25 protein-coding genes are annotated in these 24,943 nt (G+C 59.9%); 11 read left to right on the top strand and 14 right to left on the bottom strand.

The genetic code is table 11. From position 1 onward, the window contains the following. Positions 1 to 37: 37 nt before the first annotated feature. From ureE to ureC, 3 genes are read right to left on the bottom strand one after another with little or no spacing between them, the layout of a single operon-like run. Entirely contained in the window at positions 38 to 517 is a 480-nt protein-coding gene (gene ureE / locus BR48_RS0104910) for an urease accessory protein UreE (RefSeq protein WP_027230285.1), read from the bottom strand. Beyond that, on the bottom strand, positions 514 to 1,029 hold the full coding sequence (locus tag BR48_RS23815) for a DinB family protein (protein ID WP_081815758.1): 516 nt from the start codon (positions 1,027 to 1,029) through the stop codon (positions 514 to 516). The genes ureE and BR48_RS23815 overlap by 4 nt, the downstream gene beginning before the upstream one ends. A 14-nt stretch (positions 1,030 to 1,043) precedes the next feature. Then, positions 1,044 to 2,756, bottom strand: a complete 1,713-nt coding sequence (gene ureC / locus BR48_RS0104900; RefSeq protein ID WP_027230284.1) for an urease subunit alpha — start codon at positions 2,754 to 2,756, stop codon at positions 1,044 to 1,046. 175 nt (positions 2,757 to 2,931) lie between these two features. On the opposite strand from ureC, the gene BR48_RS0104895 reads away from it, so the two are divergent. Next, the gene (locus BR48_RS0104895; RefSeq protein ID WP_027230283.1) at positions 2,932 to 3,315 is read left to right on the top strand and encodes a hypothetical protein; all 384 of its coding nucleotides are present in this window, start codon (positions 2,932 to 2,934) and stop codon (positions 3,313 to 3,315) included. Positions 3,316 to 3,404: 89 nt separating this feature from the next. Here BR48_RS0104895 and BR48_RS0104890 read toward each other — a convergent pair whose 3' ends face one another. From BR48_RS0104890 to proC, 4 genes are read right to left on the bottom strand one after another with little or no spacing between them, the layout of a single operon-like run. Further along, entirely contained in the window at positions 3,405 to 3,710 is a 306-nt protein-coding gene (locus BR48_RS0104890) for an urease subunit beta (RefSeq protein WP_027230282.1), read from the bottom strand. A 9-nt stretch (positions 3,711 to 3,719) separates the two neighbouring features. Then, positions 3,720 to 4,022 (bottom strand): urease subunit gamma, encoded by a 303-nt coding sequence (locus BR48_RS0104885; protein ID WP_027230281.1) that lies wholly within the window; start codon positions 4,020 to 4,022, stop codon positions 3,720 to 3,722. 33 nt (positions 4,023 to 4,055) lie between these two features. Next, positions 4,056 to 4,886 carry an urease accessory protein UreD gene (locus BR48_RS0104880; RefSeq protein ID WP_051614538.1) on the bottom strand — a complete coding sequence of 277 codons (831 nt, stop codon included), beginning with the start codon at positions 4,884 to 4,886 and terminating at the stop codon, positions 4,056 to 4,058. 37 nt (positions 4,887 to 4,923) lie between these two features. After that, complete coding sequence (gene proC / locus BR48_RS0104875) at positions 4,924 to 5,739, bottom strand: pyrroline-5-carboxylate reductase (RefSeq protein ID WP_027230279.1); 816 nt, start codon at positions 5,737 to 5,739, stop codon at positions 4,924 to 4,926. Positions 5,740 to 5,920: 181 nt separating this feature from the next. Here proC and BR48_RS0104870 point away from each other — a divergent pair, with 181 nt between their 5' ends. Together BR48_RS0104870 and BR48_RS0104865 are read left to right on the top strand one after the other, a co-directional pair. Next, positions 5,921 to 6,688 carry a hypothetical protein gene (locus BR48_RS0104870; protein WP_027230278.1) on the top strand — a complete coding sequence of 256 codons (768 nt, stop codon included), beginning with the start codon at positions 5,921 to 5,923 and terminating at the stop codon, positions 6,686 to 6,688. Positions 6,689 to 6,969: 281 nt separating this feature from the next. Continuing rightward, a complete protein-coding gene (locus BR48_RS0104865) occupies positions 6,970 to 7,386 on the top strand; it encodes an NUDIX domain-containing protein (protein ID WP_027230277.1) in 417 nt (138 codons plus the stop codon). Between the two features lie 154 nt (positions 7,387 to 7,540). Here the strand turns inward: BR48_RS0104865 and BR48_RS0104860 are convergent, their stop codons facing one another. Further along, positions 7,541 to 8,794 (bottom strand): sarcosine oxidase subunit beta family protein, encoded by a 1,254-nt coding sequence (locus BR48_RS0104860; protein ID WP_027230276.1) that lies wholly within the window; start codon positions 8,792 to 8,794, stop codon positions 7,541 to 7,543. A 222-nt stretch (positions 8,795 to 9,016) separates the two neighbouring features. Between BR48_RS0104860 and folD the strand changes: the two genes are divergently transcribed. After that, complete coding sequence (gene folD, locus BR48_RS0104855; protein WP_027230275.1) at positions 9,017 to 9,916, top strand: bifunctional methylenetetrahydrofolate dehydrogenase/methenyltetrahydrofolate cyclohydrolase FolD; 900 nt, start codon at positions 9,017 to 9,019, stop codon at positions 9,914 to 9,916. Positions 9,917 to 9,954: 38 nt separating this feature from the next. Beyond that, positions 9,955 to 10,917, top strand: coding sequence for a GlxA family transcriptional regulator (locus BR48_RS0104850; RefSeq protein ID WP_027230274.1), 963 nt, complete (start codon positions 9,955 to 9,957; stop codon positions 10,915 to 10,917). 11 nt (positions 10,918 to 10,928) lie between these two features. Here the strand turns inward: BR48_RS0104850 and edd are convergent, their stop codons facing one another. The 3 genes from edd to zwf form a co-directional block, all read right to left on the bottom strand. Beyond that, the gene (gene edd / locus BR48_RS0104845; protein WP_027230273.1) at positions 10,929 to 12,752 is read right to left on the bottom strand and encodes a phosphogluconate dehydratase; all 1,824 of its coding nucleotides are present in this window, start codon (positions 12,750 to 12,752) and stop codon (positions 10,929 to 10,931) included. Between the two features lie 68 nt (positions 12,753 to 12,820). Further along, on the bottom strand, positions 12,821 to 13,525 hold the full coding sequence (gene pgl / locus BR48_RS0104840; protein WP_036813330.1) for a 6-phosphogluconolactonase: 705 nt from the start codon (positions 13,523 to 13,525) through the stop codon (positions 12,821 to 12,823). 16 nt (positions 13,526 to 13,541) lie between these two features. Beyond that, positions 13,542 to 15,017: a glucose-6-phosphate dehydrogenase gene (gene zwf / locus BR48_RS0104835; protein WP_027230271.1), complete on the bottom strand. Its 1,476-nt coding sequence runs from the start codon at positions 15,015 to 15,017 to the stop codon at positions 13,542 to 13,544. Positions 15,018 to 15,170: 153 nt separating this feature from the next. Here zwf and BR48_RS0104830 point away from each other — a divergent pair, with 153 nt between their 5' ends. The 5 genes from BR48_RS0104830 (at position 15,171) to BR48_RS0104810 (ending at position 19,150) form a co-directional block, all read left to right on the top strand. Next, the gene (locus BR48_RS0104830; RefSeq protein ID WP_036813327.1) at positions 15,171 to 16,646 is read left to right on the top strand and encodes an aldehyde dehydrogenase family protein; all 1,476 of its coding nucleotides are present in this window, start codon (positions 15,171 to 15,173) and stop codon (positions 16,644 to 16,646) included. Between the two features lie 47 nt (positions 16,647 to 16,693). Then, positions 16,694 to 17,443 (top strand): SDR family oxidoreductase, encoded by a 750-nt coding sequence (locus BR48_RS0104825; RefSeq protein WP_027230269.1) that lies wholly within the window; start codon positions 16,694 to 16,696, stop codon positions 17,441 to 17,443. Positions 17,444 to 17,577: 134 nt separating this feature from the next. Next, positions 17,578 to 18,423, top strand: a complete 846-nt coding sequence (locus tag BR48_RS0104820) for an oxidoreductase (protein WP_027230268.1) — start codon at positions 17,578 to 17,580, stop codon at positions 18,421 to 18,423. A gap of 98 nt (positions 18,424 to 18,521) precedes the next feature. Beyond that, on the top strand, positions 18,522 to 18,752 hold the full coding sequence (locus BR48_RS0104815) for a type II toxin-antitoxin system prevent-host-death family antitoxin (protein ID WP_027230267.1): 231 nt from the start codon (positions 18,522 to 18,524) through the stop codon (positions 18,750 to 18,752). 8 nt (positions 18,753 to 18,760) lie between these two features. After that, positions 18,761 to 19,150 carry a type II toxin-antitoxin system VapC family toxin gene (locus tag BR48_RS0104810; protein WP_244532717.1) on the top strand — a complete coding sequence of 130 codons (390 nt, stop codon included), beginning with the start codon at positions 18,761 to 18,763 and terminating at the stop codon, positions 19,148 to 19,150. A gap of 45 nt (positions 19,151 to 19,195) precedes the next feature. Here BR48_RS0104810 and BR48_RS0104805 read toward each other — a convergent pair whose 3' ends face one another. Then, positions 19,196 to 20,794 carry an inorganic phosphate transporter gene (locus BR48_RS0104805; protein ID WP_036813322.1) on the bottom strand — a complete coding sequence of 533 codons (1,599 nt, stop codon included), beginning with the start codon at positions 20,792 to 20,794 and terminating at the stop codon, positions 19,196 to 19,198. 141 nt (positions 20,795 to 20,935) lie between these two features. Between BR48_RS0104805 and BR48_RS0104800 the strand changes: the two genes are divergently transcribed. Next, positions 20,936 to 22,060: a beta-ketoacyl-ACP synthase III gene (locus BR48_RS0104800; RefSeq protein ID WP_027230264.1), complete on the top strand. Its 1,125-nt coding sequence runs from the start codon at positions 20,936 to 20,938 to the stop codon at positions 22,058 to 22,060. A 3-nt stretch (positions 22,061 to 22,063) separates the two neighbouring features. Here BR48_RS0104800 and BR48_RS0104795 read toward each other — a convergent pair whose 3' ends face one another. Beyond that, a complete protein-coding gene (locus tag BR48_RS0104795; RefSeq protein ID WP_027230263.1) occupies positions 22,064 to 23,350 on the bottom strand; it encodes an FAD-binding oxidoreductase in 1,287 nt (428 codons plus the stop codon). Positions 23,351 to 23,370: 20 nt separating this feature from the next. Then, complete coding sequence (locus BR48_RS0104790) at positions 23,371 to 24,804, bottom strand: glutamine synthetase family protein (RefSeq protein ID WP_027230262.1); 1,434 nt, start codon at positions 24,802 to 24,804, stop codon at positions 23,371 to 23,373. Positions 24,805 to 24,943 lie beyond the last annotated feature (139 nt).

Genomic DNA, 24,943 nt, shown 5'->3' with positions numbered 1-24,943 from the left:
GGGTGTTCACGACACAGGCCTCACGTAAGCGACGGCCTCAATCATGCTCATGCTCATGCTCGTGCCCGTGATGATGGTGCCCGTGCCCGCCATGATACGCCCCGCGCAACGGGTGAAAGGGGGCGACAATCTCATTGACCCTTGCCCCCAGCCCCTCAAGCATCGACTTGATGACATGGTCGCGCAGGATCACGATCCGCCGTTCTTCCAGCTGCGCCGGCAGGTGACGGTTGCCAAGGTGCCAGGCAAGCTCCGAAAGATGTTGGCGATCGCGCGGCACGACCTCGTAAAGCTGCTCGTCAGCCGCGATGATTTCGGCCATCCGCCCGTCTTCGAGCACAAGGACGTCGCCATGGGCAAAGGCGATCGCCTCGGGCAGATCAACGAGAATTTGTTCGCCGTTCCGTAAGGTCAGAACCTTACGCCGCAAATGCCGCTCATCATGGGCAAGGACGACGCTGTCGAACGGTGCGCCATGATAGTGCCCGGCGTGGTCGTGATCGGTCACCCGTTTCATTGCAAATGGTCTTCCTCATTGAAATCGTCGTTCATACACAAGAAGAAGTCGAGCGGCGGCGCATTGCCGGTCAACTGGCTGAGCAGGGTGTGTACTTGCCCGCGATGGTGTGTCTGGTGATTGAAGTTCTGCGTCAGGCACCGATCGAGCGTCGATGCATAGGGCGCGCCTTCCATCGTCGTCCAGCGGAACACGCCGGTGACGCGATCCTCGCCGAGGTCGCCGATGACATCGATGATGTGATTGTCAAATGCGTCGCGGGTCGCCCGTAGATCCGCGAGGTTGTCATGAAGGATGACGTCGAGGCTCGGGGGAATGTAGGGATTGCCCGTAATCCGCCCGAACCACAATTTGTCGATCGCCAGAATATGATTCAGCGTGCCGTGCACGGACCGGAAGAACGCCCGCCGGTCGGCATAATAGTCCTCGCTGTCGAGCGTCGCGGCAGCGTCATATATGCGGGTATTGGCCCATTTATTGTAGTAGGCCAGCCGCTTGAAGTGCTCTTTCATCAATTTACCATCCGTCAGAACAAGAAATAGCGCTGCGCCATCGGCAGTATAGTGGCCGGCTCGCAGGTCAGCAATTCGCCGTCGGCCCGCACCTCGTAGGTCTCGGGGTCGACCTCGACATGAGGCGTCGCGTCATTATGGATCATCGAAGCTTTTGAAATGCCGCCGCGCGTGTTCTCGACGCCGATGAACTGCTTGTCGACGCCAAGCGACTGCCGCAGGCCGGCCTCCTCAGCTGCCTTGCTCACGAATGTCACCGACGAATTGCTGACATTGCGGCCATAGGCGCCGAACATGTAGCGGTAGTGCACAGGCTGCGGTGTTGGGATCGAGGCATTGGGATCGCCCATGGGCGCGGCGGCAATCGAGCCGCCAAGCAGCACAAGATCGGGTTTCACGCCGAAGAAGGCCGGGTTCCACAGCACAAGATCGGCCCGCTTGCCGGTTTCGATCGAACCGACATGCCGCGAGATCCCTTGCGCGATGGCAGGATTGATCGTGTATTTCGCTATATACCGCTTTACCCTGAAATTGTCGTTGTCGCCGGTCTCCTGCGGCAGGCTTCCGCGCTGCCGCTTCATCTTGTCGGCCGTCTGCCAGGTGCGGATCAGCACTTCGCCGACACGGCCCATCGCCTGGCTGTCGGACGAGATGATCGAGAAAGCCCCGATATCGTGGAGTATGTCTTCAGCCGCGATGGTCTCCTTGCGGATGCGGCTCTCGGCAAAGGCAACGTCCTCCGGGATCGACGAAGAGAGATGATGACAGACCATCAGCATGTCGAGATGCTCGGCGATCGTGTTTTTCGTATAAGGCCGGGTCGGATTGGTCGATGAAGGAATGACGTTCGCCAGTCCGCAGATCTTGATGATGTCGGGCGCGTGGCCGCCCCCGGCGCCTTCCGTGTGAAATGCATGGATGGTGCGCCCCTTGAAGGCGTTGACCGTATCCTCGACGAAGCCGCTTTCATTGAGTGTATCGGTGTGGATCATCACCTGTACGTCGTATTCATCGGCAACGGTCAGGCAATTATCGATGGCTGCAGGGGTCGTTCCCCAATCCTCGTGCAGTTTCAGCGAGCAGGCTCCGCCGAGGATCATTTCAACGAGTGCCTTTGGCTGCGAGGCGTTGCCCTTGCCGGAAAGGCCGATATTCATCGGAATATTGTCGAAGGACTGGATCATTCGTGCCAAATGCCATGGCCCGGGGGTACAGGTGGTGGCCAAGGTTCCATGGGCCGGGCCGGTTCCGCCTCCGAACATCGTGGTCACGCCCGACATCAGCGCTTCCTCGATCTGCTGCGGACAGATAAAATGGATATGTGCGTCCATGCCGCCAGCGGTCAGGATCTTGCCTTCGCCTGCGATGATTTCCGTGCCCGGCCCGATGATGATCGAAACGCCGGCCTGCGTGTCGGGATTGCCGGCCTTGCCGATGGAGGCAATCAAACCGTCTTTAAGGCCGACATCGGCCTTGTAGATGCCGGTATGATCGACGATCAAGGCATTGGTAATGACGGTATCGACAGCACCATCCGCCCGTGCGATCTGGCTCTGTCCCATGCCGTCGCGAATGACCTTGCCGCCGCCGAATTTCACTTCTTCGCCATAGACAGTGAAGTCGTTCTCGACTTCGATGAAGAGTTCGGTATCGGCAAGGCGCACACGGTCGCCCGTCGTCGGGCCGAACATGCGGGCATAGGCGGAACGGCTGATTTTAGCGGGCATGAACATTCCCTCTTGGATGAGTAGGCTGCGGTATTGCCGGTTCAGCGCGACACATTCTCGCCGTGTTATTGCCCCGACAAGACCCGATTGCTGACCGCTTCAGATCGAATTCCGCATGTGAACTGCGCCCGTCATCAGTAGATGATCGTTCGCCAATCGCATGAAAGGAAAAACGATGCGAAAGATGATAGTCCTGACGCTGTGTGCGGCATTCCCGCTGGCGACATCCGTTGCCTACGCGCAGTCCGCCGCTCCGCAGGCCCCGTCGGCTGAACAGCCGGCCGGCAAGACCGAGGCGCCAGCAAAAGCCGGCGCGACGCCGATCACCACCATCAACATTGTCGATATCAACGAACTGCCCGAAGGGACCAAGAGCCAGGTCAACGAGGCTATCGCCAAGCGCAGCGATACGGACGTACAGAAGCTCCGGACCTCGATTGACAAGTCGCCGCAGGTTTCGGCCGCCCTCAAGGAAAAGGGCCTGACGTCCGCTGCCGTTGTCATCGCAAGTCTTGATTCCAAGGGTCTGCTGACGCTGGTCACCAAGAAGCCGAGCTGACCGCCCGCTTCTGCCCGGCAATTCGGTAAGCGCGTTGCGATCGGAGATCTTCCGGTCGCTTTTCAGCATGAAAGATTCAAGCGGTATTCTCAAAGCTTGCCCATGATCTTTTGCTGGAATCCGTAGACGGTCCGGTTCCCGCCGAGCGGCACTAGCGTGACGTCGCGCTCCTGTCCGGGCTCGAAGCGGACTGCGGTGCCGGCGGCAATATCGAGGCGCATGCCGCGGGCTTTTCCGCGCTCGAAGTCGAGGGCGGAATTGGTCTCGAAGAAATGGTAATGCGAACCGACCTGAACCGGCCGGTCGCCCCTGTTGGCGACCTTCAAAGTCACCATGCTCGCGCCGGCGTTGAGCTCGATGTCGCCCTTGGCCGGGATGATTTCGCCTGGGATCATCGTCTGCTCCTAGCGGATCGGTTCATGCACGGTGACAAGCTTCGTACCGTCCGGGAACGTTGCCTCGACCTGGATGTCGTGGATCATCTCGGCAATGCCCTCCATGACCTGCTCACGCGTAACGACATGGGCACCCGCTTCCATGAGATCGGCGACGGAGCGTCCGTCACGGGCGCCCTCGACAACGAAATCGCTGATCAGGGCAATGGCTTCGGGGTGATTGAGCTTGACGCCGCGCTCCAGCCGCCTGCGCGCGACCATTGCCGCCATGGAAATGAGAAGCTTGTCTTTTTCCCGTGGAGTGAGGTTCATCGTTTCCCCTAGAAATTGTACTTACATTCGCGTCTAGATTGCCCAGACTTTAGGCACGCCTGCCTCTTCGTTCAGCAGTTCGATCAAAGGAACCAGCCGCTTTCGCAGGTTATAGGCATCGCCGTCGATCAGTCTCGCAAGAAGCTTGCCAGACCAGCAGGAGGCACCGCCTTTCGCGCCAATTATTTTCCGGGCTGCATCGAGATGGCGCTCCGCATCGGCTCCGAGCAGCAATACCGTTGCCATGGCCCGAGCACCGCCGAGCAGGGCCGGTTGGCGGAGCATCGAACCGGCATTCGGACCAAGACGAAAATCTTCGGCATGGACGAGCCTGTTGTCGCGCCAGATGCGCCAGCGGTCATGGATCGTTGCAGTCTCGATGTTTTCGCCCATTGCCTTGCGCCCGAAAATGATCGGCTCGATGATCAGTGCACGGCTGGTCCCGGCAAGACTGATATTCAGGCTGCGGCGCAACGCCGATCTATCGAAGACAATGGTTTCCTGCGGCAGCCACGCCAGCGAAGCCTCTCCGCCGACATGAAGCTTCGTTTCGACGTCGGCGGTATCGGCGGACGCGCGATAAATGCGCTCGCAAGCCTGCGTCGTGATCTGTGCCCTGCAGTTCTCCGCTACATCGAACTCCCAGCGCATCCTGTCGCCGCCGGTCAGGCCGCCGGACGTGTTGATCATCACCGCTTCAAGACCGTGGTCGTCGCGCTCGGGCAGGCGAATCTTGGCGCAACCCTCCTGATAGAGAGAGGCGATGCGGGTACGACCCTTCACGGGTTTGACGAAAAGCCGCGCGGCGCCGTAAGCGCGTTGCGGCATGGCCGCGATAATATCAGGGGACGAATGAACGTTCATGCACGCAGGCTAGAGCAAGCCTTGCAGGGGTGAAAGCTCAAACTTTGCCAAGTTCAATGGCGCGCTGGTGCGCCGCATCGACAGCTTCGGTGACAAGCTTTTGCATTCGGTTCTCCCCCATCAACACGTTGAGCGCTGCAGCGGTTGTGCCGTTGGGGCTTGTGACCTGTTCGCGTAGCGTCGTTGGCGTGTCCTTGCTCGAAGCAGCAAGCGCACCCGCGCCATAGACGGTCTGCATCGCCAATAGTTCCGCGGTGCTACGTTCGATCCCTGCGGTGACTGCTGCCTCGGTCAGGCATTCGATGAAATGAAACACGTAGGCCGGGCCCGAGCCTGACACCGCGGTCACCGCGTCGATCAGACTCTCGTCGGCGACCTGAGCGACAGCGCCGCTCGTCTTGAGCAGTGTATTGACGAAACGCGCATCCTCGTCCTCCACATTGCTGTTGCGGTAGGTGACGATCATGCCTTTTCCGATCGCCGCGGGGGTGTTGGGAATCGTGCGAATAATGGCGGCGTCCTTGCCGAGGTTCTTTTCAAAGAATGCGACCGTGATGCCGGCAGCGACGCTGACGAATGTCGCCGTCCTGGCGAAACGCTCATAGGCCGGAAGCACGTCGCCCATGACCTGCGGTTTGACCGCGACGAGGATGACACGCGGCGCAAGGTCGTCCGGCAGGCGGCTGGCATTGGCAACGGCTTCCACCCCCAATCCTGCCGCCCGTTCCCGTAACGCGTCGGTCGGTTCCACGACATGCACCTGGCCCGGCTTCAGCACGCCGGCATCGAGCCAGCCCTTGAGCATGGCAAAACCCATATTGCCGCACCCGACCAAAACCACATTCTCAGCCATTATCTTTCTCCCTGATTTTGGCGCACTTTGATCCGCTCCGGTGCTTCGGGTCAACCGCCGATCGCCACTGACCTGTGCAGGTTCCGATTAACCATTTATTTTTGACGTGACTTTAGATTGAATTAACCTTCGTCTATGAACGAAAGACACAGGTTACGGCAGTGCTGGAGTTGGGTTGCAGATGAGTAATCGCGAGAACGAGACGAAGAAGCGGCCACGGTCGCTGCTCTCGTTTGCGGGCCAGCCGGAGGAGCCCGCTGGAGAGTCCGGGCCATCGTTTCGTCACGAAAGCGAGCTCGAACGCTATCATCGGATGCGCGCTTTGCGTCTGGCCGCAGCGAGCGACGATCTGCAGCGATCATGGCCCGAAACGGCCCGCAGTCTCACCCCCGAGGAAGCCGAACAGGAGGCAGTTGATCGCTTGCGCGCCGAGATGGCCGCGATCAAGGCCGAACTCAACCGGCGTGGCGACGAAGAAGCGCGCGGCGTCTTCCCAGCCGATGGCGACACACAGCCCTTTCCGGTAGAGGATCTGGCACAAGCCACTCAACCTTCGCAACCGATCGGCGGCGCAGCCGAAGATCGGTCTTTGCCGGAAGATGTCGCGCCAGTTGCGGAATTGCCTGTCGATACAGACACCGCCCGCGAAGAGAAAGCACATGGCATCCGGCCGCTGCGGTGGCTTATCGTTGCCGTGGTCATCATCGGGACAATTTTCAGCGTCGATAAGGGCATTATCCTGCCGGTAGGCGTCGCCTTGGGCATTGCCTTGATAATCGGAATGATCGAGGCATCCCAGGTGCGGCGGCGTAAGGCTTCCGCATTATCGGAGAGGCCGGTGGAGCCGGCCTCGCTCGTCGCGGAAACGGACCCCGTTCAGCCCTCGGATATTGCAGCCTCGCGGCTCGATACTGCGATCAAGCAGGTGAAGGAACGAACGACGCCTTAGGCGTACATCAAGGAAGAATCCATTAGGGCCAGAGTCTCGATTCGCAAAAGGCGGGCTGGATGGCTGTAGCCTCGATATGCAAGTTTTCAGGCTATTGCGGTGGCAATCCGCAGATTTCTATCCTTCGGGCAGGGATTGCCGGCACACCTCATTTGAATGAAAAAAGGCCGTCTCCTCTTACTACGCCATAAGGTATCCAAAACCATGCTGCGACTTCGGGAAACACGAAATTACGCAAACCTGTTATTGACGCGTGCTGTCTGTCAGGCTCCTTTCTCCGCATGAGTACACAACAAAAAGTCTGCCCGATTGTAGTGAGAGTGCGTGACAGCCAGATGGAAGTGCTGGCGTTCATCCATCCCTGTGCGGGAAACCAATTTGTCAAAGGAACGATTGAAGCTGGAGAAGAACCACGGCAGGCTGCGGTGCGGGAACTGCGCGAGGAAAGCGGTCTGATCCCGCCATCAACAATGATGCCTCTTGGGCAACACCGAATAGGACCCGAACGGGAGACATGGCACTTCTTCAGCGTTGTTTCGCGTGGTCTGCCCGACACCTGGCAGTACGTTACTGAAGATGATTACGGCCATGTGTTCGTTTTCTTTTGGCATCCTGTGGGTCAGTGTTTGGATGAGAATTGGCACCCAATATTTCACGAAGCTTATGCATTTATAAGTAAACGCCTAACGCAGGCGTGAGGATTTCGTCCCGCGCGTGGAATACCCTCCGCCGGCGCGGCGGCAGAGGTCCAAACTTGTTCGACCTTCATCTTCTGACTGAATCGAAATGTGACAATTTCCAGTGTTTTGTAAACGGACGTCTTTCACCGAGAACAAGTCTGGTCCTGAGCCATTAGTGCAGTCTTGGAGTGGGACCCTGCCCTTTGTCGTCAATGACATAGCCGCGATAGAACCGGTCGAGCGTAAACGGCGCGGAAAGCGGGTGCGGCTCATCCTTGGCGATGGTCCAGGCGAAGCATTTTCCCGAAATCGGCGTCGCCTTGAACCCGCCATAGCACCAGCCTGTATTCAAATACATGCCGGGCAATGGCCCCGTCGTGATGATGGGGGAGCCGTCCATGGTCATGTCCATGATGCCGCCCCAGGAGCGAAGCAGCTTGACGCGTGCCAGTGCCGGGATGACGGCGACGAATTCGCTCATTACATCTTCGACGACCGGAAGGTTGCCACGCTGCGCATAGGAATTATAGCCGTCGATATCGCCGCCGAACACAAGCCCGCCCTTGTCCGACTGGCTGAAATAGAGATGTCCCCCGCCGAAGGTCGCGACCGTGTCGACAACGGGCTTCAGGGCCTCGGAGACAAAGGCCTGTAGCACGTGCGATTCAAGCGGGAGGCGGTCGACACCGGCGCGGCGCATGAGTTCGCTGGTATGGCCGGCCACCGCGCAGCCGACCTTCTTGGCCTTGATCGGACCGCGCGTCGTCATGACGCCGGTAATGGTATCGCCATCCTTGAGGAAGCTTGTGACCTCGCAGTTCTCGATGATATCGACGCCAAGCTGGTCGGCGGCGCGGGCATAGCCCCAGACGACTGCGTCATGGCGCGCCGTTCCGGCACTGCGCTGCATGAGCCCGCCGAGAATCGGAAAACGCGCATTGTTGCTGATGTCGAGGCCGGGGATCAGTTTCTTGATTTGCTGCGGGTTCATCAACTCGCAATCGATGCCATTGAGACGCATCTGGTTGCCGCGACGGGCGTAAACGTCGAGCTGTGGCAGCGTATGGGCGAGGTTGATGACGCCGCGCTGGGAAAACATCACATTGTAGTTGAGGTCCTGCGATAGCGTTTCCCAGAGCTTCATCGATGCTTCGTAGAAGTGCTGGTTTTCGGTGAGGAGATAGTTCGAACGGATCGCGGTCGTGTTGCGGCCGATATTGCCGGAGCCGAGCCAGCCCTTTTCGACGACCGCAATATTGCGAATCCCATGCTCCTTGGCGAGATAATAGGCTGTCGCAAGACCATGGCCGCCGCCGATGATGACGACGTCGTAGGCCGGTTTCGGGTCGGGTTTGCGCCAAGCGGGCTTCCAGTCCTTATTGCCGTTGAGGGCGTTCTTGAGCAGGCTGAAAGCTGAATAGCGCATCGAAAATTCCGGATTCGGGAGAGATTCTGTGATCATGCATGGATTTGGCGTCCTCGCCAAGCAACGATTGGAAGCCTGACGCGCCTCTGGGGCACATCATCGCATTGCTGTTCCCGACCGCTTTCGCTATTGCGTCAGCGAACGCCGCTTTGACGGTATTATTCGGCCGCAAAATCAACACTATGGTGGCCGATCCACCAGTTCGACGCCCGGGAGCAGCACATGGCAGTGACGATCAATGGCAAGGAAATTGCCGAGGACGTGGTTTCGAAGGTCAAGGCGTCGGCCGCCGAACTGATAGAGTCCACCGGGATCACGCCCGGTATCGCCGTTGTCATCGTCGGGGAAGATCCAGCCAGCCAGGTCTATGTCGCTTCAAAGGGCAAGAAGGCCCGTGAATGCGGCTTCAAATCCGTTCAACACACCCTCGCCGAGGATACCAGCGAGGAAGAGCTCGTTGCTCTTGTCGAGAGCCTCAATGCCGACCCGTCTATCCACGGCATCCTCGTGCAGCTTCCGCTGCCCAAGCACATCGATTCCGGCCGCATTATCCAGACGATTTCGCCGGACAAGGACGTCGACGGCTTCCATTTCATTAATGTCGGTAAGCTCGGCACCGGCGAGCTCGATACGGCTTTCGTTCCGTGTACGCCGGCAGGCTCCATGCTGCTGATTGAGCGCGTTCTGGGCCGGGACCTCTCCGGGCTCAACGCCGTGGTGATCGGCCGCTCGAACATTGTCGGCAAGCCGATGTTCAATCTGCTCCTTGCTCACAATGCGACAGTGACGATTGCCCATAGCAGGACCAAGGATCTGGCGGGAATCTGCCGCAACGCAGATATTCTCGTCGCCGCCGTCGGCAGGCCGCAAATGGTCAAGGCCGATTGGGTTAAGCCCGGCGCAACCGTGATCGATGTCGGCATCAATCGCATCCCGGCTCCGGAAAAGGGCGAAGGCAAGTCGCGCCTTGTCGGCGATGTCGATTTCGCGGATGCGGCGACGGTCGCGGCCGCCATCACACCGGTCCCCGGCGGCGTGGGCCCGATGACGATCGCCATGCTTATGGCCAATACGCTCGTTGCGGCCTACCGCTCGGTTGGGAAGGTGCCGCCGCGCTTCTGATCGATTTGCTCTAACAGGGAATCTCGCTAAAAGAGCACATGGCCCAAGCGCTCAAGGTCAGCAGAACCTTTGCCTTTCTGCTCGTCGACAAATTCCCGATGTTCAGCCTTGCCGCTGCCATCGATACGATGCGTACGGCCAACCGCATGGCCGAGCAGCCCTATTATTCGTGGATCATCGTGTCGGCCAATGGCGAGGCAGTGACCGCCTCGAACGGCCTGCAGATCAATGTGGATTATGCGCTCGCCGACCTTCCGTCGTCCGATATCTTCTTTGTCTGCGCCGGCCTCAAGACCGACTTCGATGACAAGCAGAAGGTCATTGCAGCCTTGCGCAATCTTGGACGGCGCGGCGCAGCGCTGGGCGGGCTCAATATCGGCAGCTACATCCTTGCCGAAGCCGGCCAGCTCGAAGGTCATCGCTGCACGATTCATTGGGAGAACCGTGCCGGCTTCCAGGAGAAGTTCCCGCAGATCGAATGCACGGGCAATGTCTTCGAGATCGACCGCAAGCGCTATACCTGCGCCGGCGGCACCACCTCGATCGACCTGATGCTTGAAATCATCCGGCAAGATTTCAGCCCGGCGCTTGCCAACGAGGTCGCCAACCAGTTCCACCACGAGCGCATTCGCTCGCAGACCGATCGCCAGCGGATCGGGCCGGAGCGGGACCTGACCGGCAAGTCGGAAAAGCTGCGCAAGATCGTGGAATTGATGGCCGACAATCTCGAACAGCCGAAATCGGCGGTCCGCCTTGCCAAGGCGGTTGGCCTGTCGGTGCGGCAGGTCGAACGGCTTTTTCTGCGTCACCTCAACATGACGCCGGGCCGTTACTATATGAGCCTGCGGCTCGAACGGGCACGCGAATTGCTGCGGCAAACCCATTCGCCGATTCTCGACGTCGCGCTCGCAACGGGATTTACGTCGCATTCCTATTTCGCACAGAGCTACCGCGCGCAATTCGGGCGCTCGCCTTCGGACGAGCGCCGCACGACGTATTAGCGCTTCATGTTCTAGCCGAACACAGAAGCTCCGTGGTCGGCCCGGCCCACTGCCTGGCGGAATGTCGCGAAGAGTTCGCGGCCCATGCCATAGCTGTTGTGGCTGATATCGACTTCGGGGGCGGGACGGCCCGCCAGAACGTCCGGATCCTCGAGCACATCCAGCGCGCCAATTTCCGCGTCGAGGCGGACGACATCGCCATCCCGGATTTTGCCGATGAGGCCGCCGTCGAGTGCCTCGGGTGTCACATGGATCGCGGCCGGAACCTTGCCCGAAGCGCCGGACATGCGCCCGTCGGTAACGAGCGCCACCTTATAACCCCGATCCTGCAGGACCCCCAACGCCGGGGTCAGCTTGTGCAATTCGGGCATGCCGTTGGCGCGCGGGCCCTGGAAACGCACCACAGCCACGAAATCGCGATCGAGCTTGCCCGCCTTGAACGCATCCTGCAGTTCGGCCTGGCTGTCGAAAACGATGGCCGGCGCCTCGATAATATGGCGGTCGGCCTTCACGGCAGAAGTTTTGATAACGGCGGTGCCGAGATTGCCCTTGAGCATCTTCAGTCCGCCGGTCACCTGGAACGGCTCCTTATAGGTGGACAGGACCTTCTTGTCGCCGCTCTCGGCAGCGATCGGCTCGCGCACGACAGCGCCGTTTTCGCCGAGCTTCGGCTCGATCGTATAGGCGCGCAGTCCCTCGCTGCCGCCCCAGACGGTCTTGACGTCCTCGTGCAGGAGCCCGGCATCGAGAAGTTCGCGGATGATATAGCCCATGCCGCCGGCGGCATGGAAATGGTTCACGTCGGCAAGACCGTTCGGATAGACACGGGCGAGCAGCGGCACGATGTCTGACAGGTCGGAAATGTCCTGCCAGGTCAATTTGATACCGGCTGCAGCCGCCATGGCGACGAGGTGCATCGTATGGTTGGTGGAACCGCCTGTCGCATGCAGTCCGACGACGCCGTTTACGATTGTCTTCTCATCGATCATCTCGCCGACAGGCGTATATTCGTTGCCGAGGGCGGTAATGGCGAGCGCCCGCTTCGCAGCTTCGCGGGTCAGCGCTTCGCGCAAGGGCGTTCCCGGATTGATGAAGGAAGCGCCCGGCATGTGGAGGCCCATGATCTCCATCAGCATCTGGTTCGAATTTGCGGTGCCGTAGAACGTGCAGGTGCCCGGGCCGTGATAGGACTTTGATTCCGATTCGAGCAGTGCATCACGCCCGACCTTGCCCTCGGCATAGAGCTGGCGCGTCTTTGCCTTTTCGTCGTTGGGCAGGCCCGTCGTCATGGGTCCGGCTGGAACAAACACCGCTGGAAGATGACCGAAGGTGAGCGCGCCGATGACGAGCCCGGGCACGATCTTGTCGCAAACGCCAAGATATACCGCGGCGTCGAACATATCGTGCGATAGGCCGATCGCCGTTGCCATGGCGATGACATCGCGCGAGAACAGGGAAAGCTCCATGCCCGGCTGGCCCTGGGTGACACCGTCGCACATGGCAGGAACACCACCGGCGACTTGCGCCACGCCACCAGCTTCCTTTGCCGCCGCCTTGATGAGCTGCGGGTAGGTTTCAAACGGTTGATGCGCCGACAACATGTCGTTGTAGGAGGTTATGATGCCGAGATTGGGCACCACGTCGCCGGCAAGCGCCGCCTTGTCGGATGGACTGCACGCGGCAAAGCCGTGCGCAAGATTGGCGCAGGCAAGCGCCGAACGTTTCGGCTTGCGCGAGGCCGCCTCCCGCAGGTGATCGAGATAGACATCGCGCGTTGGTCTTGATTGTTCGCAAATGCGATTGGTAATGCTTTTTACCCGTTGCAGGACGGTCATCTTCTATCTCCTCTTGGAGGCTGCCCGGAAGTTGGGAGCTTCCCGATGCAGCGACGCAGTCGGGCCGCTTACGGCGCCCAGAAAATCTCAAGCTCGATCGGCTCATAGCGCAGAACCGCACGGATCGGCATGTCGAGCGCGCTGCCTTCGCTAAGCGCAGCATCGAGCACGTCCTTCTTCGCCGCGCCTTCAATATGCAGTGCCACGAATCGCGATCCGGCAATCATCGGAAGCGTCAGCGTCAGCCTCGGTTCGCCCGCGCCTTCCGCCTGCATGGGCAAAACCGGCGCCATCTGGTCCGGCGCAATCGCCTCAGCAAGATGGTCGCCGCCCGGAAAGAACGATGCCGTGTGCCCGTCATTCCCCATGCCAAGTACGGAAACGTCAAACGGGCGTCCAAGCCGGCCGATTGCCTCGGACGCCAGTTTAGCACCTTGTTCGACATTGGGCGCAGGATTGTAAAGGCCGACGAAATTGGCATCCGCCGCTTCGTTTTGCAGGAGCAGCTCGCGTACGAGCTTCTCGTTGGACCGGTCGCTGGTCGGCGGCACATACCGCTCGTCGATGAGGGTAATCGTAATGTTCGTCCAGGGCAGCCGCTTATGAGAAAGAGCTTTGAAGAAGCGGGTAGGGGTCGTGCCGCCGGAGACCGCAAGCACGGCACTTCCGCGTTCCTTGCATGCGGTGCCAAGCCGTTCGGCGACGGCGGATGCGAGTGCCGCAGCGAGCGCATCACCGTCAGCGAAACTGTTCAGCTTATGATCGATCACCATGACACGTGCGACCTTCCTATGCTTCCGCTTCGTGCCAGGTCCGACCGTCGCGCTCGATCAGGGCGATCGCAGCCGATGGTCCCCAGGTGCCGGCCGTATAGCCGTAGGGCGGCTGTCCGTCCTCGGCCCAGGCCTTGAGAATGGGGTCGACCCACTGCCAGGCCGCAACCACCTCGTCGCGGCGCATGAACAGCGTCTGGTTGCCGCGCACGACATCCATGATCAAGCGTTCATAGGCATCGGGATTGCGCGCCTGGAAGGACTCGGCAAAGCTCATGTCGAGCGGAACATGGCGAAGCCGCATACCGCCCGGACCCGGATCCTTGATCATCATCCACTGTTTGACCCCCTCGTCGGGCTGCAGGCGGATCACGAGCTGGTTGGCGACCACGCGGCCGGCGCTGTCGCCGAAAATCGAGTGCGGGATCGGCTTGAAGGAAACGACGATCTCGGATGCGCGCGTGGCGAGGCGCTTCCCGGTCCGCAGATAGAACGGCACGCCGGCCCAGCGCCAGTTGGCGATCTCGGCCTTGATGGCAACGAACGTCTCGGTGCTGCTCGGCTTGCCGAGTTCGTCCAGATATCCCTTGACCGCGCCACCGGCGGACGCCCCGGCGCGGTATTGGCCGCGCACAGTCAATTCCTCGTAATTCTTGTTGTTGATCGGGCTGAGCGAGCGCAGCACCTTCAGCTTCTCGTCGCGCACCGCATCGGCGTCCATCGACGACGGCGGTTCCATGGCGACGAGGCAGAGCAGCTGCAGCATATGGTTTTGCACCATGTCGCGCAGCGCACCGGCCGTATCGTAATAGCCGGCACGGTTCTCGAGCCCGACGGCTTCAGCAACGGTGATTTGGACATGGTCGATATGAGCGGAGTTCCACAAGGGCTCGTAGAGGGCATTGGCAAAGCGCAGGGCCATCAGGTTCTGCACGGTTTCCTTGCCGAGATAGTGGTCGATGCGGAATATCTGCTGCTCGTGGAAGACGTGGCCGATCGTGTCGTTGAGGGCGATCGCCGAGGCGAGGTCGCGGCCGATCGGCTTCTCGACTATGATGCGGGTATGATCGTGCACGAGCTTGTGGCTCTTGAGCCGGCTCGTGATATCGCCAAACAGTGACGGGCTGACCGCAAGATAAAAAGCTCGGATTCGCTTGGTGTCGTTGCCGATCGCCGCCTTGAGTTCCTCCCAGCCATTATCGGACGTGGCGTCCACGGCGACATAGAAGATCCGTGAAAGAAACTGGTCGAGCTGCTTTGGATCGATCTCGTCGGCCTTGACGAATTCCTTGATCGCCGCTGCCGCAAAATCGCGGTAGCCCTGGTCGGTCATGGCCGAACGCGAGGCACCGATGATGCGGGTCGGCTCGGAGAACTGCCCGTCACGCTGACGCTGGTAGAGAGCCGGTATCAGTTTGCGCTCTGCAAGATCGCCTGTGCCACCGAAAACGATACAATCAAAGGGTTCAACCGGGATTATCTGGCTTGTCATACGGATGCTCTCATTATGCCTGAATGCGTCGAAGGGCGCAGCGTTGTATAATCTAATCGATTTAAAATGACCAGTCCCAGCGCACGAACTGCGTCAAAATGCATTCCCAATTCGTGTCGGTTCACTTACGATTGCAACGAACAGGAAGTAGTCATGGTACAGAATCTCTCCAAAGTTGTCGCGCAGGATCAGAAGTTCCTGAACATCATCAACGGTCGGCAGGTCGCGGCACTTTCGCAAGAAACGATCACTGTTTTGTGTCCATCGGATGGCCTTGCCTTTGCACGCATCCCGGCAAGCAAGGCGGAGGATGTCGACCGCGCCGTTAGCGCAGCGCGTGACGCCTTCGATAGTGGACCCTGGTCGCGCATGTCCGCTGCGGAACGCGGCAGGCTTTTGACCAAGCTCGGGCAATTGATCGAGCGCCACGGCGACGAACTCGCTGCGCTCGAATCGCGCGACACGGGCAAGCCGCTCCGCCAGGGAAAGGCCGATGTTGCCGCTGCGATGCGCTATTATGAGTTCTATGGTGGCGCCGCCGACAAGATCCACGGCGATACCATTCCGTTCAATGATGGCTACACGGCGCTCACTTTGCGTGAACCGCATGGGGTCGTTGCCGGGATAATTCCCTGGAACTATCCGCTGCAGATCCTCGCAAGGGTCGTGGGGGCAGCGCTTGCCATGGGCAATACCTTGGTGGTCAAGCCTGCCGAAGATGCATCGCTTTCGACGATCCGTATCGGAGAACTTGCCATCGAAGCCGGTTTTCCGGAGGGTGTGCTCAATATCATCACTGGTTATGGACGCGAGGCGGGGGCGGCGCTATCCGCGCATCCGGGCATCGACTACGTCACATTCACCGGGTCGCCAGCCACCGGCGCCGCCATCCAGCAGGCAGCCGCGTTCAACAATCGCGGCGTCACCATGGAACTTGGCGGCAAGTCGCCGCAAATCGTCTTTGCCGACGCCGATATCGACAAGGCCTTGCCGGTCATTGTCAATGCGATCATACAGAATGGCGGCCAGAGCTGTTCCGCCGGCAGCCGGGTGCTTATCGAGCGCAGCATCTATCGTGAAGTTGAGGGCGCGCTCGCCGAACGCTTTAGCAAACTTGTCGCCGGCCCGCACGATGCCGATCTTGACCTTGGGGCCGTGATCAATCCGGCGCAGAAGCGCCGCATCGATTCCTATGTTGCCGGGGCCGTGGAGGCCGGCATCGAAATCGTTGCGCGCGGGTCAATTGCTGCTGCCGCGCCGGCGGCCGGTTATTACGTGGCGCCCGTGCTCTTCGGTTCGGTCGATCCCTTGGCGGTGATCGCACAGGAGGAAGTGTTCGGTCCTGTCCTATCGCTCCTTGCCTTTGACGATGAGAGCGACGCGATTAGCATTGCCAATAATACTGAATACGGCCTTGTCGCCGGGGTTTGGACGCGGGACGGCGCGCGTCAGCATCGCGTCGCCAAGCGGGTCCGCGCCGGGCAGGTCTTCGTTAACGCCTATGGCGCTGGGGGCGGCATCGAACTGCCCTTCGGCGGTTTCAAACGATCCGGCCATGGCCGCGAGAAGGGTTTCGAGGCGCTTTACGATATGTCGGCGACTAAGACGATCGTTTTCCGCCACGATTGACCGCAAATATCAAGCAATTCCAGCAATGAGCATATCCAGGAGATGAAATGACCCGTTTGGCAGGCAAGACAGCAATCATCACCGGCGCAGCGTCAGGGTTCGGCGAAGGGATGGCAAAGCGCTTTGCCGAGGAGGGCGCCAATGTCGTAGTGGCCGACCTCAATCTCAAGGGTGCGCAAAAGGTTGCCGCAGCTATCGGCGCGAAGGCTATTGCCGTTCATGCCGACGTGACGCGCAAGGACGAAGTAGAGAGCATGGTCCAGGCGGCAGCCGACCAGTTCGGCCGCATCGACATCATGGTCAATAATGCCGGCTTCACCTACCGCAACGGGTCGATGCTTGACGTTGATGAGAGCACGTTCGATCTTATCACCGGCGTCAACATGAAATCGATCTACTATGCGGCGCTCGCCGTCGTTCCGATCATGGAGGCGCAGGGCGGCGGCGCGATCATCACCACGGCGTCGACGGCGGGATTGCGGCCGCGGCCGGGCTTGACCTGGTACAACGCTTCCAAGGGATGGGCGATAAGCGCTACCAAGTCCATGGCCATCGAGCTTGCACCAAAGAAGATCAGGGTGAATTGCCTCTGCCCTGTGGCAGGCGAAACGCCGATGCTCGGGCTGTTCATGGGCGAGGACACGCCGGAGAAGCGCGCGCAGTTCAAGGCGACCGTGCCTCTCGGACGCCTGTCGACGCCGCTCGATGTCGCCAATGCTGCGCTGTGGCTTGCCTCGGACGAAGCGGAGTTCATAACCGGGGTTGCGCTTGAGGTGGATGGGGGACGTTGCATCTGAACGATGAACTCAGGTTGCATCAAAACTTGAATCAGTTGCCGGGTGGTCTACATTGCACGCGTAGTCCAGCTTTTTCCACGGCGCTCCTCTGATCCGCTTGGACCCTGCGGCGCCTCATCATCAAGGACATCATCATGACATCCAAACCTGTCTGGTTCATCACTGGCTGTTCAACCGGTTTTGGCCGCGAACTCGCGCGGCATACGCTTGAACTTGGCTATCCGACCGTTGTCACCGCGCGCAACCCGGCGCATGTCGAAGAACTTGCCAAAGACCACAAGGACAATGCCCTCGTCCTGAAGCTCGATGTGACGAAGGCCGAAGAGATTGCCAGCGCAGTCAAGGCGGCGCACGAGCATTTCGGTCGGATCGATGTGCTCGTGAACAATGCCGGCATCGGCTATTTCGGCTCGCTCGAAGAGAGCGATATGGATGAAGTGCGCAAGATGTTCGACATCAACGTCTGGGGACTCGCCAACATGACGCGCGCGGTCCTGCCTGTCATGCGCAAGCAGCGCTCCGGGACGATCGTCAATATTTCCTCGCAGGGCGGTCTCATCGCCAATGTCGCCGTCAGCTTCTATGCAGCGACCAAGTTCAGCGTCGAGGCTCTTTCGGAATCGCTGTCGAAGGAGGTGGCGCCGCTCGGCATCAAGGTCCTGATCGTCGAGCCCAGCGGCTTCCGTACCGACTGGGCCGGGCGCTCGGCCAATGAAGTACCGGAAACGATGGAGGACTACCGGACCACCGCCGGCGCGCGGCTCGATATGCTGCGCAAGGTCAGCGGCAACCAGCCGGGCGATCCGGTGCGAGCGGCAAAGGCGATCGTCCAGGCCGTGGAGGCGGAAAATCCACCGCTGCGTCTTCTCCTCGGCAAGGAAGCGCTGGAAAATGCACGCAAGAAGATCGGCGAACTGGCGCGCGATTTCGACGCCTGGGCCGAGGTGACCGTCGGCGCGGACGCACCGAAAGGCGAATAGCCCAGCAAGGTTGGTTCAACCTTCGTTCGGGATTGACATGTTCGCTTTCAGCGAAGTTGTGTGCTATTAGCTAAGTTAGCTAATCTGGAGAAACTCCGATGCAGGTCAATGTCCATGCAGCCAAATCAAATCTCTCGAAGTTGATCGATGCCGCCTTGTCGGGAGAAGAGGTTATTATCGCCAAAGGCAACAAGCCGGTGGTGAAGCTGGTTCCGATCCCCAAAAGCCGCTTTAAAGCCGGAGCGCTCAAGGAACTTGCCGGTACGGCGCCGGATTTTCTTGAGCCTATGTCCGAGGAGGAATTGGCGCTTTGGGAACGTAGTGAATGAGAGCTGTCTTGCTCGATACGCATGTCTGGGCTTGGTTTATGCTTGCGGATAAACTTCTTCCGGAAGCTCATTTGTCGATGATTGAGGAAGCCGATGAGGTTTTCGTTTCTCCCGTGAGTTTTTTTGAAATCAGCCACAAGGTGCGGCTCGGCAAATGGCCGGAGATGGCGCCCTTTGTTGATCGCCTTCTTCCCATATTCGAAGCACAATTGGGCCGTGTTGCAACTTTGACGCCTGAAGTAAGCCTCAAGGCAGGCCTGCTGGATTGGCCGCATCGCGATCCCTTTGACCGGATGCTCGCTGCGAGCGCGATTCACTATGAGTTGCCCCTCGTCTCCGCCGATGTGGCATTCGACCAATTGACGGAGCAGAAAGGTTGGATTGCGCGTATATGGTAGTGGCCGGCATGGCCGGCCATAATTTCTCGTTTGAGGCCAGTTCTATCAGATCAGATGACGCAAGATCACGAACAGCGTGAACGAGAGGGCGATCGAAACGGGCAGCGTCAGCACCCAGGCCATGAGCAGGTTGCGCACGGTCGAAATCTGCAGTCCCGATCCGTTCGCAACCATCGTTCCGGCGACGCCCGACGATAATATGTGCGTCGTGCTCACCGGCAGGCCGAGCGTATCGGCAGTGAAAATGGTCCCCATGGCCACCAGCTCGGCGGAAGCGCCCTGGCCATAGGTCAGGTGGGTCTTGCCGATCTTTTCGCCGACGGTCACGACGATGCGCCTCCAGCCGACCATCGTTCCAAGCCCGAGCGCCAGCGCCACGGCCACCTTGACCCAGGTCGGGATGAACTTCGTCGCATTGTCGATCGCCTGGTGATAGGTCTTGATGACGGCAAGGTCCGCCGCTTCCATCGGCAACAGCTTCTTCTTGTCGATCAATTTGAGCGCTTCACCTGCAAGATACATGTCGTTGCGCGTGTTGCTGACCATGCCGGTCGGCACATTGGCCGCCGAACCATAGGGAGAAATGCTCGCATTGGTATCGACGATGAATTGCTGTAGCGCGACAGTCGTGGCATCGCTCCAGGTTTTGGTGCGCACGGCCTCGCTGACGACGGCATGCGCATCCGTCACGACAACGCCGGGCTTTTCGTATTTCTGGAGAACCGCGCCGGCTTGCGTCGCAGCGGCCTTGTAGGCGTCGAGATAGTTGATGTCAGGGGTCCTGTTGAGTGCAAAGGCGGTCGGCACGACGCCGATCAGGATGAGCATGATCAAGCCCATGCCCTTCTGGCCGTCGTTTGAGCCGTGGGCGAAACTGACGCCCGTGCAGGTGAAGATCAGCATTGCGCGAATCCACAGCGGCGGCGGCGTATTGCCCTTGGGCGCCTCGTAAAGCGCCTTGTTCCTGATGAATAGCTTCATGGTGAGAAGCAGGAGCGCCGCCGCGCCGAAGCCGACAAGCGGGGAAATCAGCAGCGACATGCCGACTTCGGTCGCTTTCGACCAGTCGACGCCGCTGGTTGCCGTGCCTGTCGGCGCGACGAACTGGTTGGCAAGACCGACGCCGACGATCGAGCCGATGAGCGTATGCGAACTTGACGCGGGCAGACCGAAATACCAGGTGCCGAGGTTCCAGATGATCGCCGCCGCCAGCAGCGAGAAAACCATGGCAAGGCCGGCGCTCGAACCCACCTGCATGATCAGTTCGACCGGAAGCAATGAAATAATGCCGAAGGCTACCGCACCGCTCGCAGTCATCACACCGAGGAAATTGAAAAAGCCCGACCAGATCACGGCGAATTCCGCCGGCATCGAATTGGTGTAGATCACCGTCGCGACCGCATTGGCGGTGTCGTGGAAACCGTTGACGAATTCAAAGCCCAAGGCCGTCACGAGGGCTAGACCGAGCAGGATCCACGGCACCGCGACGGCACTGGTCAAATCCTGTGTCAGCGACCAGCCGACATAGATAAGGCCGGCGATCAGGATCGCGACGACGGCATAGTTGGGCAAATTGCCGAGGCTCTTGGGTTTTTCGAGAGGGTGTTCGCTGAGGCTTGTAGCCGCCAAATTCTCCGCCGTCATAGCCAGTTCCCCTATCAATCCATTATCGAAATATGGGGAAAGCCTATGGCCCGTCGATGAACCTCTTATGACAATACGGGATTACTTGCGCCGGGCGCCGGGAGTCTCTATCGGTTTTTGGAAAGAAAAATTGGAAGCGCCATGCATAAGGTCGTCATCAGCGGTACGGGCGTTTTCACGCCTGAACAGTCCATCAGCAACGCCGAACTGGTCGAGGCGTTCAACACCTTTGCGACGCGGCAGAATGAACTTCATGCCGACGAGATCGCGGCGGGAACGCGCGAGCCAATCGCCATGTCGGCCGAAGATTTCATCGTGCGTGCATCGGGCATCGAGCGTCGCCACGTCCTCAACAAATCGGGGGTGCTCGATCCCGAAATCATGCATCCAGTCTTGCCGGAACGCCGCGACGACGAACTCTCGGTCATGGCGGAAATGGCGGTGCAAGCCGCAACGGACGCGCTCGCCAAGGCCGGACGCACCGCCTCGGAAATCGATGCGGTCATTTGCGCCGCCTCCAACCACGAGCGGCCTTACCCTGCCATTGCCATCGAGGTGCAGCAGGCGCTCGGCATCGAGGGTTTCGGCTTTGACATGAACGTCGCCTGTTCGTCGGCGACCTTCGGCATTCAGGCGGCGGCAGACATGATCCGTTCAGGCTCGGCCCGCGCTATCCTCATGGTCAATCCCGAAATCTGTTCGGCGCATCTCGAATGGCGCGACCGGGATTGCCACTTCATCTTCGGCGATGTCTGTACGGCGGTTTTGCTCGAGCGAGCCGATCTTGCGACGGCGCCCGATCGTTTCGAAATCGTGTCGACCCGCTGCCTCACCCAGTTTTCCAACAATATCCGCAACAATAACGGGTTCCTGCGGCGGACCCGCGAAGGCCATATGAGCGACCGGCGCGACATGCTGTTCCGCCAGGAGGGCCGCAAGGTGTTCAAGCAAGTCGTGCCGATCGTCGCCGACCTTATACTCACCCACCTTGCCGACGAGAACATTGCACCCGCGCACCTGTCGCGCCTCTGGCTGCACCAGGCCAATAAGGGCATGAACGATCTGATCGGCGTCAAGGTGCTCGGGCGCGAGCCGCAGCCAGGCGAACAGCCGAACATCCTGCAGGACTATGCCAATACGTCGTCGGCCGGATCGATCATCGCCTTCTCGAAATTCTCCGACGATCTCGCACCCGGCAGCCTCGGTGTCATCTGTTCCTTCGGCGCCGGTTATTCTGTCGGCAGCGTGATCGTCAGGAAGGTATAGCTGTTAGACCCGGTCCATCAGCGCGTACCAGCTGAGCGCCAGAAACAGCAGCGGCGCCCGTAATGTCCGCCCGCCGGGAAATGCCGGGACCTTCAGTTCCTCCAAAAGTTTCAGCCGGTCGCGATTGCCGGCCACGGTCTCCGCATAGAGCTTGCCCACATAGTTGGCCAGCATCACACCATGGCCGGAATAGCCGCCGGCCGAAATCACATTCGGCATCACCTCGCGCACGAAGGGTTGGCGCGGAAGCGTGATACCGACCGAACCGCCCCAAGCCTGGGTTATCTCGACATCGGCCAGTGCCGGATAGATTTCGGCGATCTGCCGCCGGATATGGGTGCTGATGTCCTCCGGATTATCGGCCGTATAGGCCTCGCGCCCGCCAAAGAGCAGGCGGCCGTCGCGTGAGCGGCGGAAATAGCGCACGACAAAGCGGGAATCGTCGACACTTTCCCCGCCTGGGAGGACGGGGCTGTCCTTGCCGAGCGGAACCGTGGCGCCGATGAAGGAACGGATCGGCATCACATGCGCCGCGCTGACGGGCTCGAGATTGCCGCCATAGGCGTTGACCGCGATCAGGGCCTTGGCCGCCGTCACGGTCCCCGAACCGGTCGTGACAGCAACGCGTCCGTTTTCGGAACTGATCCCCGTGACCTTGGTGTTTTCGAAGAGATGCGCGCCGGCTTTTGCTGCTGCCCGGGCGGTTCCGACCACGAGCTTCATCGGCTGGATGTGGCCCGTCCCCTTGTCGTAGTTTCCCCCAAGGAAACGGCTAGAGCCGAGCCGCTCGGCAGTCTCCGCCGCATCCATGAAATGAATATGCGGATAGCCGAAACGTGTCGCCATAAGCTCCGCATGCTTTTGGTAATGCTTCAGATAGCGCTTCTTGTGCACCACCGACATTTGCCCCGGCACATATTCGATGTCGATACCATGGGTTTCGGCAAATTGCAGGAGGTAGGCTTTTGCCTCTTCGGCAAGATCGAACAGTGCCTTGGCGCGCGTGAAACCATACTGCGCTTCGAGGTCCTCGGCCCAGGTGCGCTGGCCGGTGCCAAGCTGGCCGCCGTTGCGTCCCGATGCGCCGTCGCCGAAGCGATAGGCTTCGAGCAGCACCACGTCGGCTCCCGCGGACGCCAGGTGGACGGCGGCTGAAAGGCCGGTGAAACCGCCGCCGATGATGACGACGTCCGCCTGGCGTGATCCGTCGAGTGCCGGATATTCGGTCCGGTCAGGAATGGTGGTTTCGTACCAGGAGATGCCGGGTGAAATGGGCGATTGATAGGGCATGTCGTAAGGCAATTTTCGTGTCAAACGTTGAGCAGCAAATATTCGCGCTCCCACGGGCTGATCACCTCCATGAAGGTCTCGAACTCGGCGCGCTTGATGGCGGCGTAGGTTATGACGAAGGCTTCGCCAAGCATGCCGATCAGGTCCTTGTCCTGCTCGAACAGGATTGTCGCTTCGATGAGACCGCGCGGCAGTTCGATCAAGCTGTCATTGACCGTGGTCGAGGCCGGTGCGTCGGGCTCGAGCCTGTTGTTCATGCCGATCAGACCGCAGGCGAGCGACGCCGCAAGCGCGAGATAGGGATTGGCGTCGGATGATGGAATGCGGTTCTCGACGCGGCGCGCCGAGGGGTCCGAGCGCGGCACGCGAAACGCGGTCGTGCGGTTGTCATAACCCCATTTGACGTTCACGGGAGCCGAGGCCGCCGGCGTAAGACGCCGGTAGGAATTCACATAAGGCGCGAACATGACAAGCGACGCCGGCACGTGCTTTTGCATGCCGCCAATGAAATGCCGGAACGCTTCGCTTTCGGTGCCATCCGGATTGGTGAAGACATTGCGGCCCGTCTTCTTGTCGATAATCGACTGGTGGATGTGCATGGCCGAGCCCGGCTGTCCCTGGATCGGCTTGGCCATGAAGGTCGCGTACATGTCGTGCTTCAGCGCGGCCTCGCGGATGGTGCGCTTGAACATGAACACCTGGTCGGCAAGTTCCACGGGATCGCCGTGGCGCAGGTTGATTTCGAGCTGCGCCGCGCCTTCTTCGTGGATCAGCGTGTCAATCTCGAGGCCCTGGCCTTCGGAGAAATGGTAGATATCGTCGATGAGCTCGTCGAACTCGTTGACGCCGGCGATGGAATAACCCTGGCCGCCGCCGATGGCGCGGCCGGACCGGCCGACCGGCGGGGTCAGCGGGTAGTCGGGATCGGGGTTCTTGCGGACGAGGTAGAATTCGATTTCCGGGGCGACGACCGGCTTCAGGCCTTTCTTGCTATAGGCGGCCATGACGCGCTTCAGGACGTTGCGCGGCGTGAACTCGACGGCCTCGCCCTCCTTGTTGACGAGATCGCAGATGACCTGCGCCGTCGGATCGCTTTCCCAGGGAACCTCGGAAAGGGTCGAAAGGTCCGGCATCAGCTTGAGATCGCCGTCGTCCTCCGGATAGGAAAAACCGTGGCCGTCTTCTGGATAGGAGCCGGAGATCGTCGCCATGAACACGGCGGAGGGCAGGGCGAGCGAGGTATTGGATGTGAATTTTTTCGACGGCATCATCTTGCCGCGAGCGACACCCGCCTGGTCCGGCGTAATGCATTCAATGTCTTCGATATCCCGCCAGGCCAGCCATTCTGAAGCTTCGCGCCAGTTTTTCACCCCGCGCTTGGATTTGACATAGGCTGGCGTTCGCCGCCGTGTTGTAGTCCGCGCGGGCTTCTTCTCAGGGGTTTCGGAAGGCATCAATCACCAGATTTCGTTTCGATGCCAAAATGATAGAGCAAAATACCTGCCGATGGGAGGCAGGGGCTGGATATATTTGTGGAGGGTCAGGTCTACCATAGAAGGAGCGCCACACGACCGGTGGCGGGCGCGGTGCGAA

It is taken from the genome of Phyllobacterium sp. UNC302MFCol5.2 (assembly GCF_000686005.1).
In the GTDB taxonomy this organism is placed as follows: domain Bacteria; phylum Pseudomonadota; class Alphaproteobacteria; order Rhizobiales; family Rhizobiaceae; genus Phyllobacterium; species Phyllobacterium pellucidum.
This window is presented reverse-complemented; position numbering and strand designations above follow the sequence as displayed.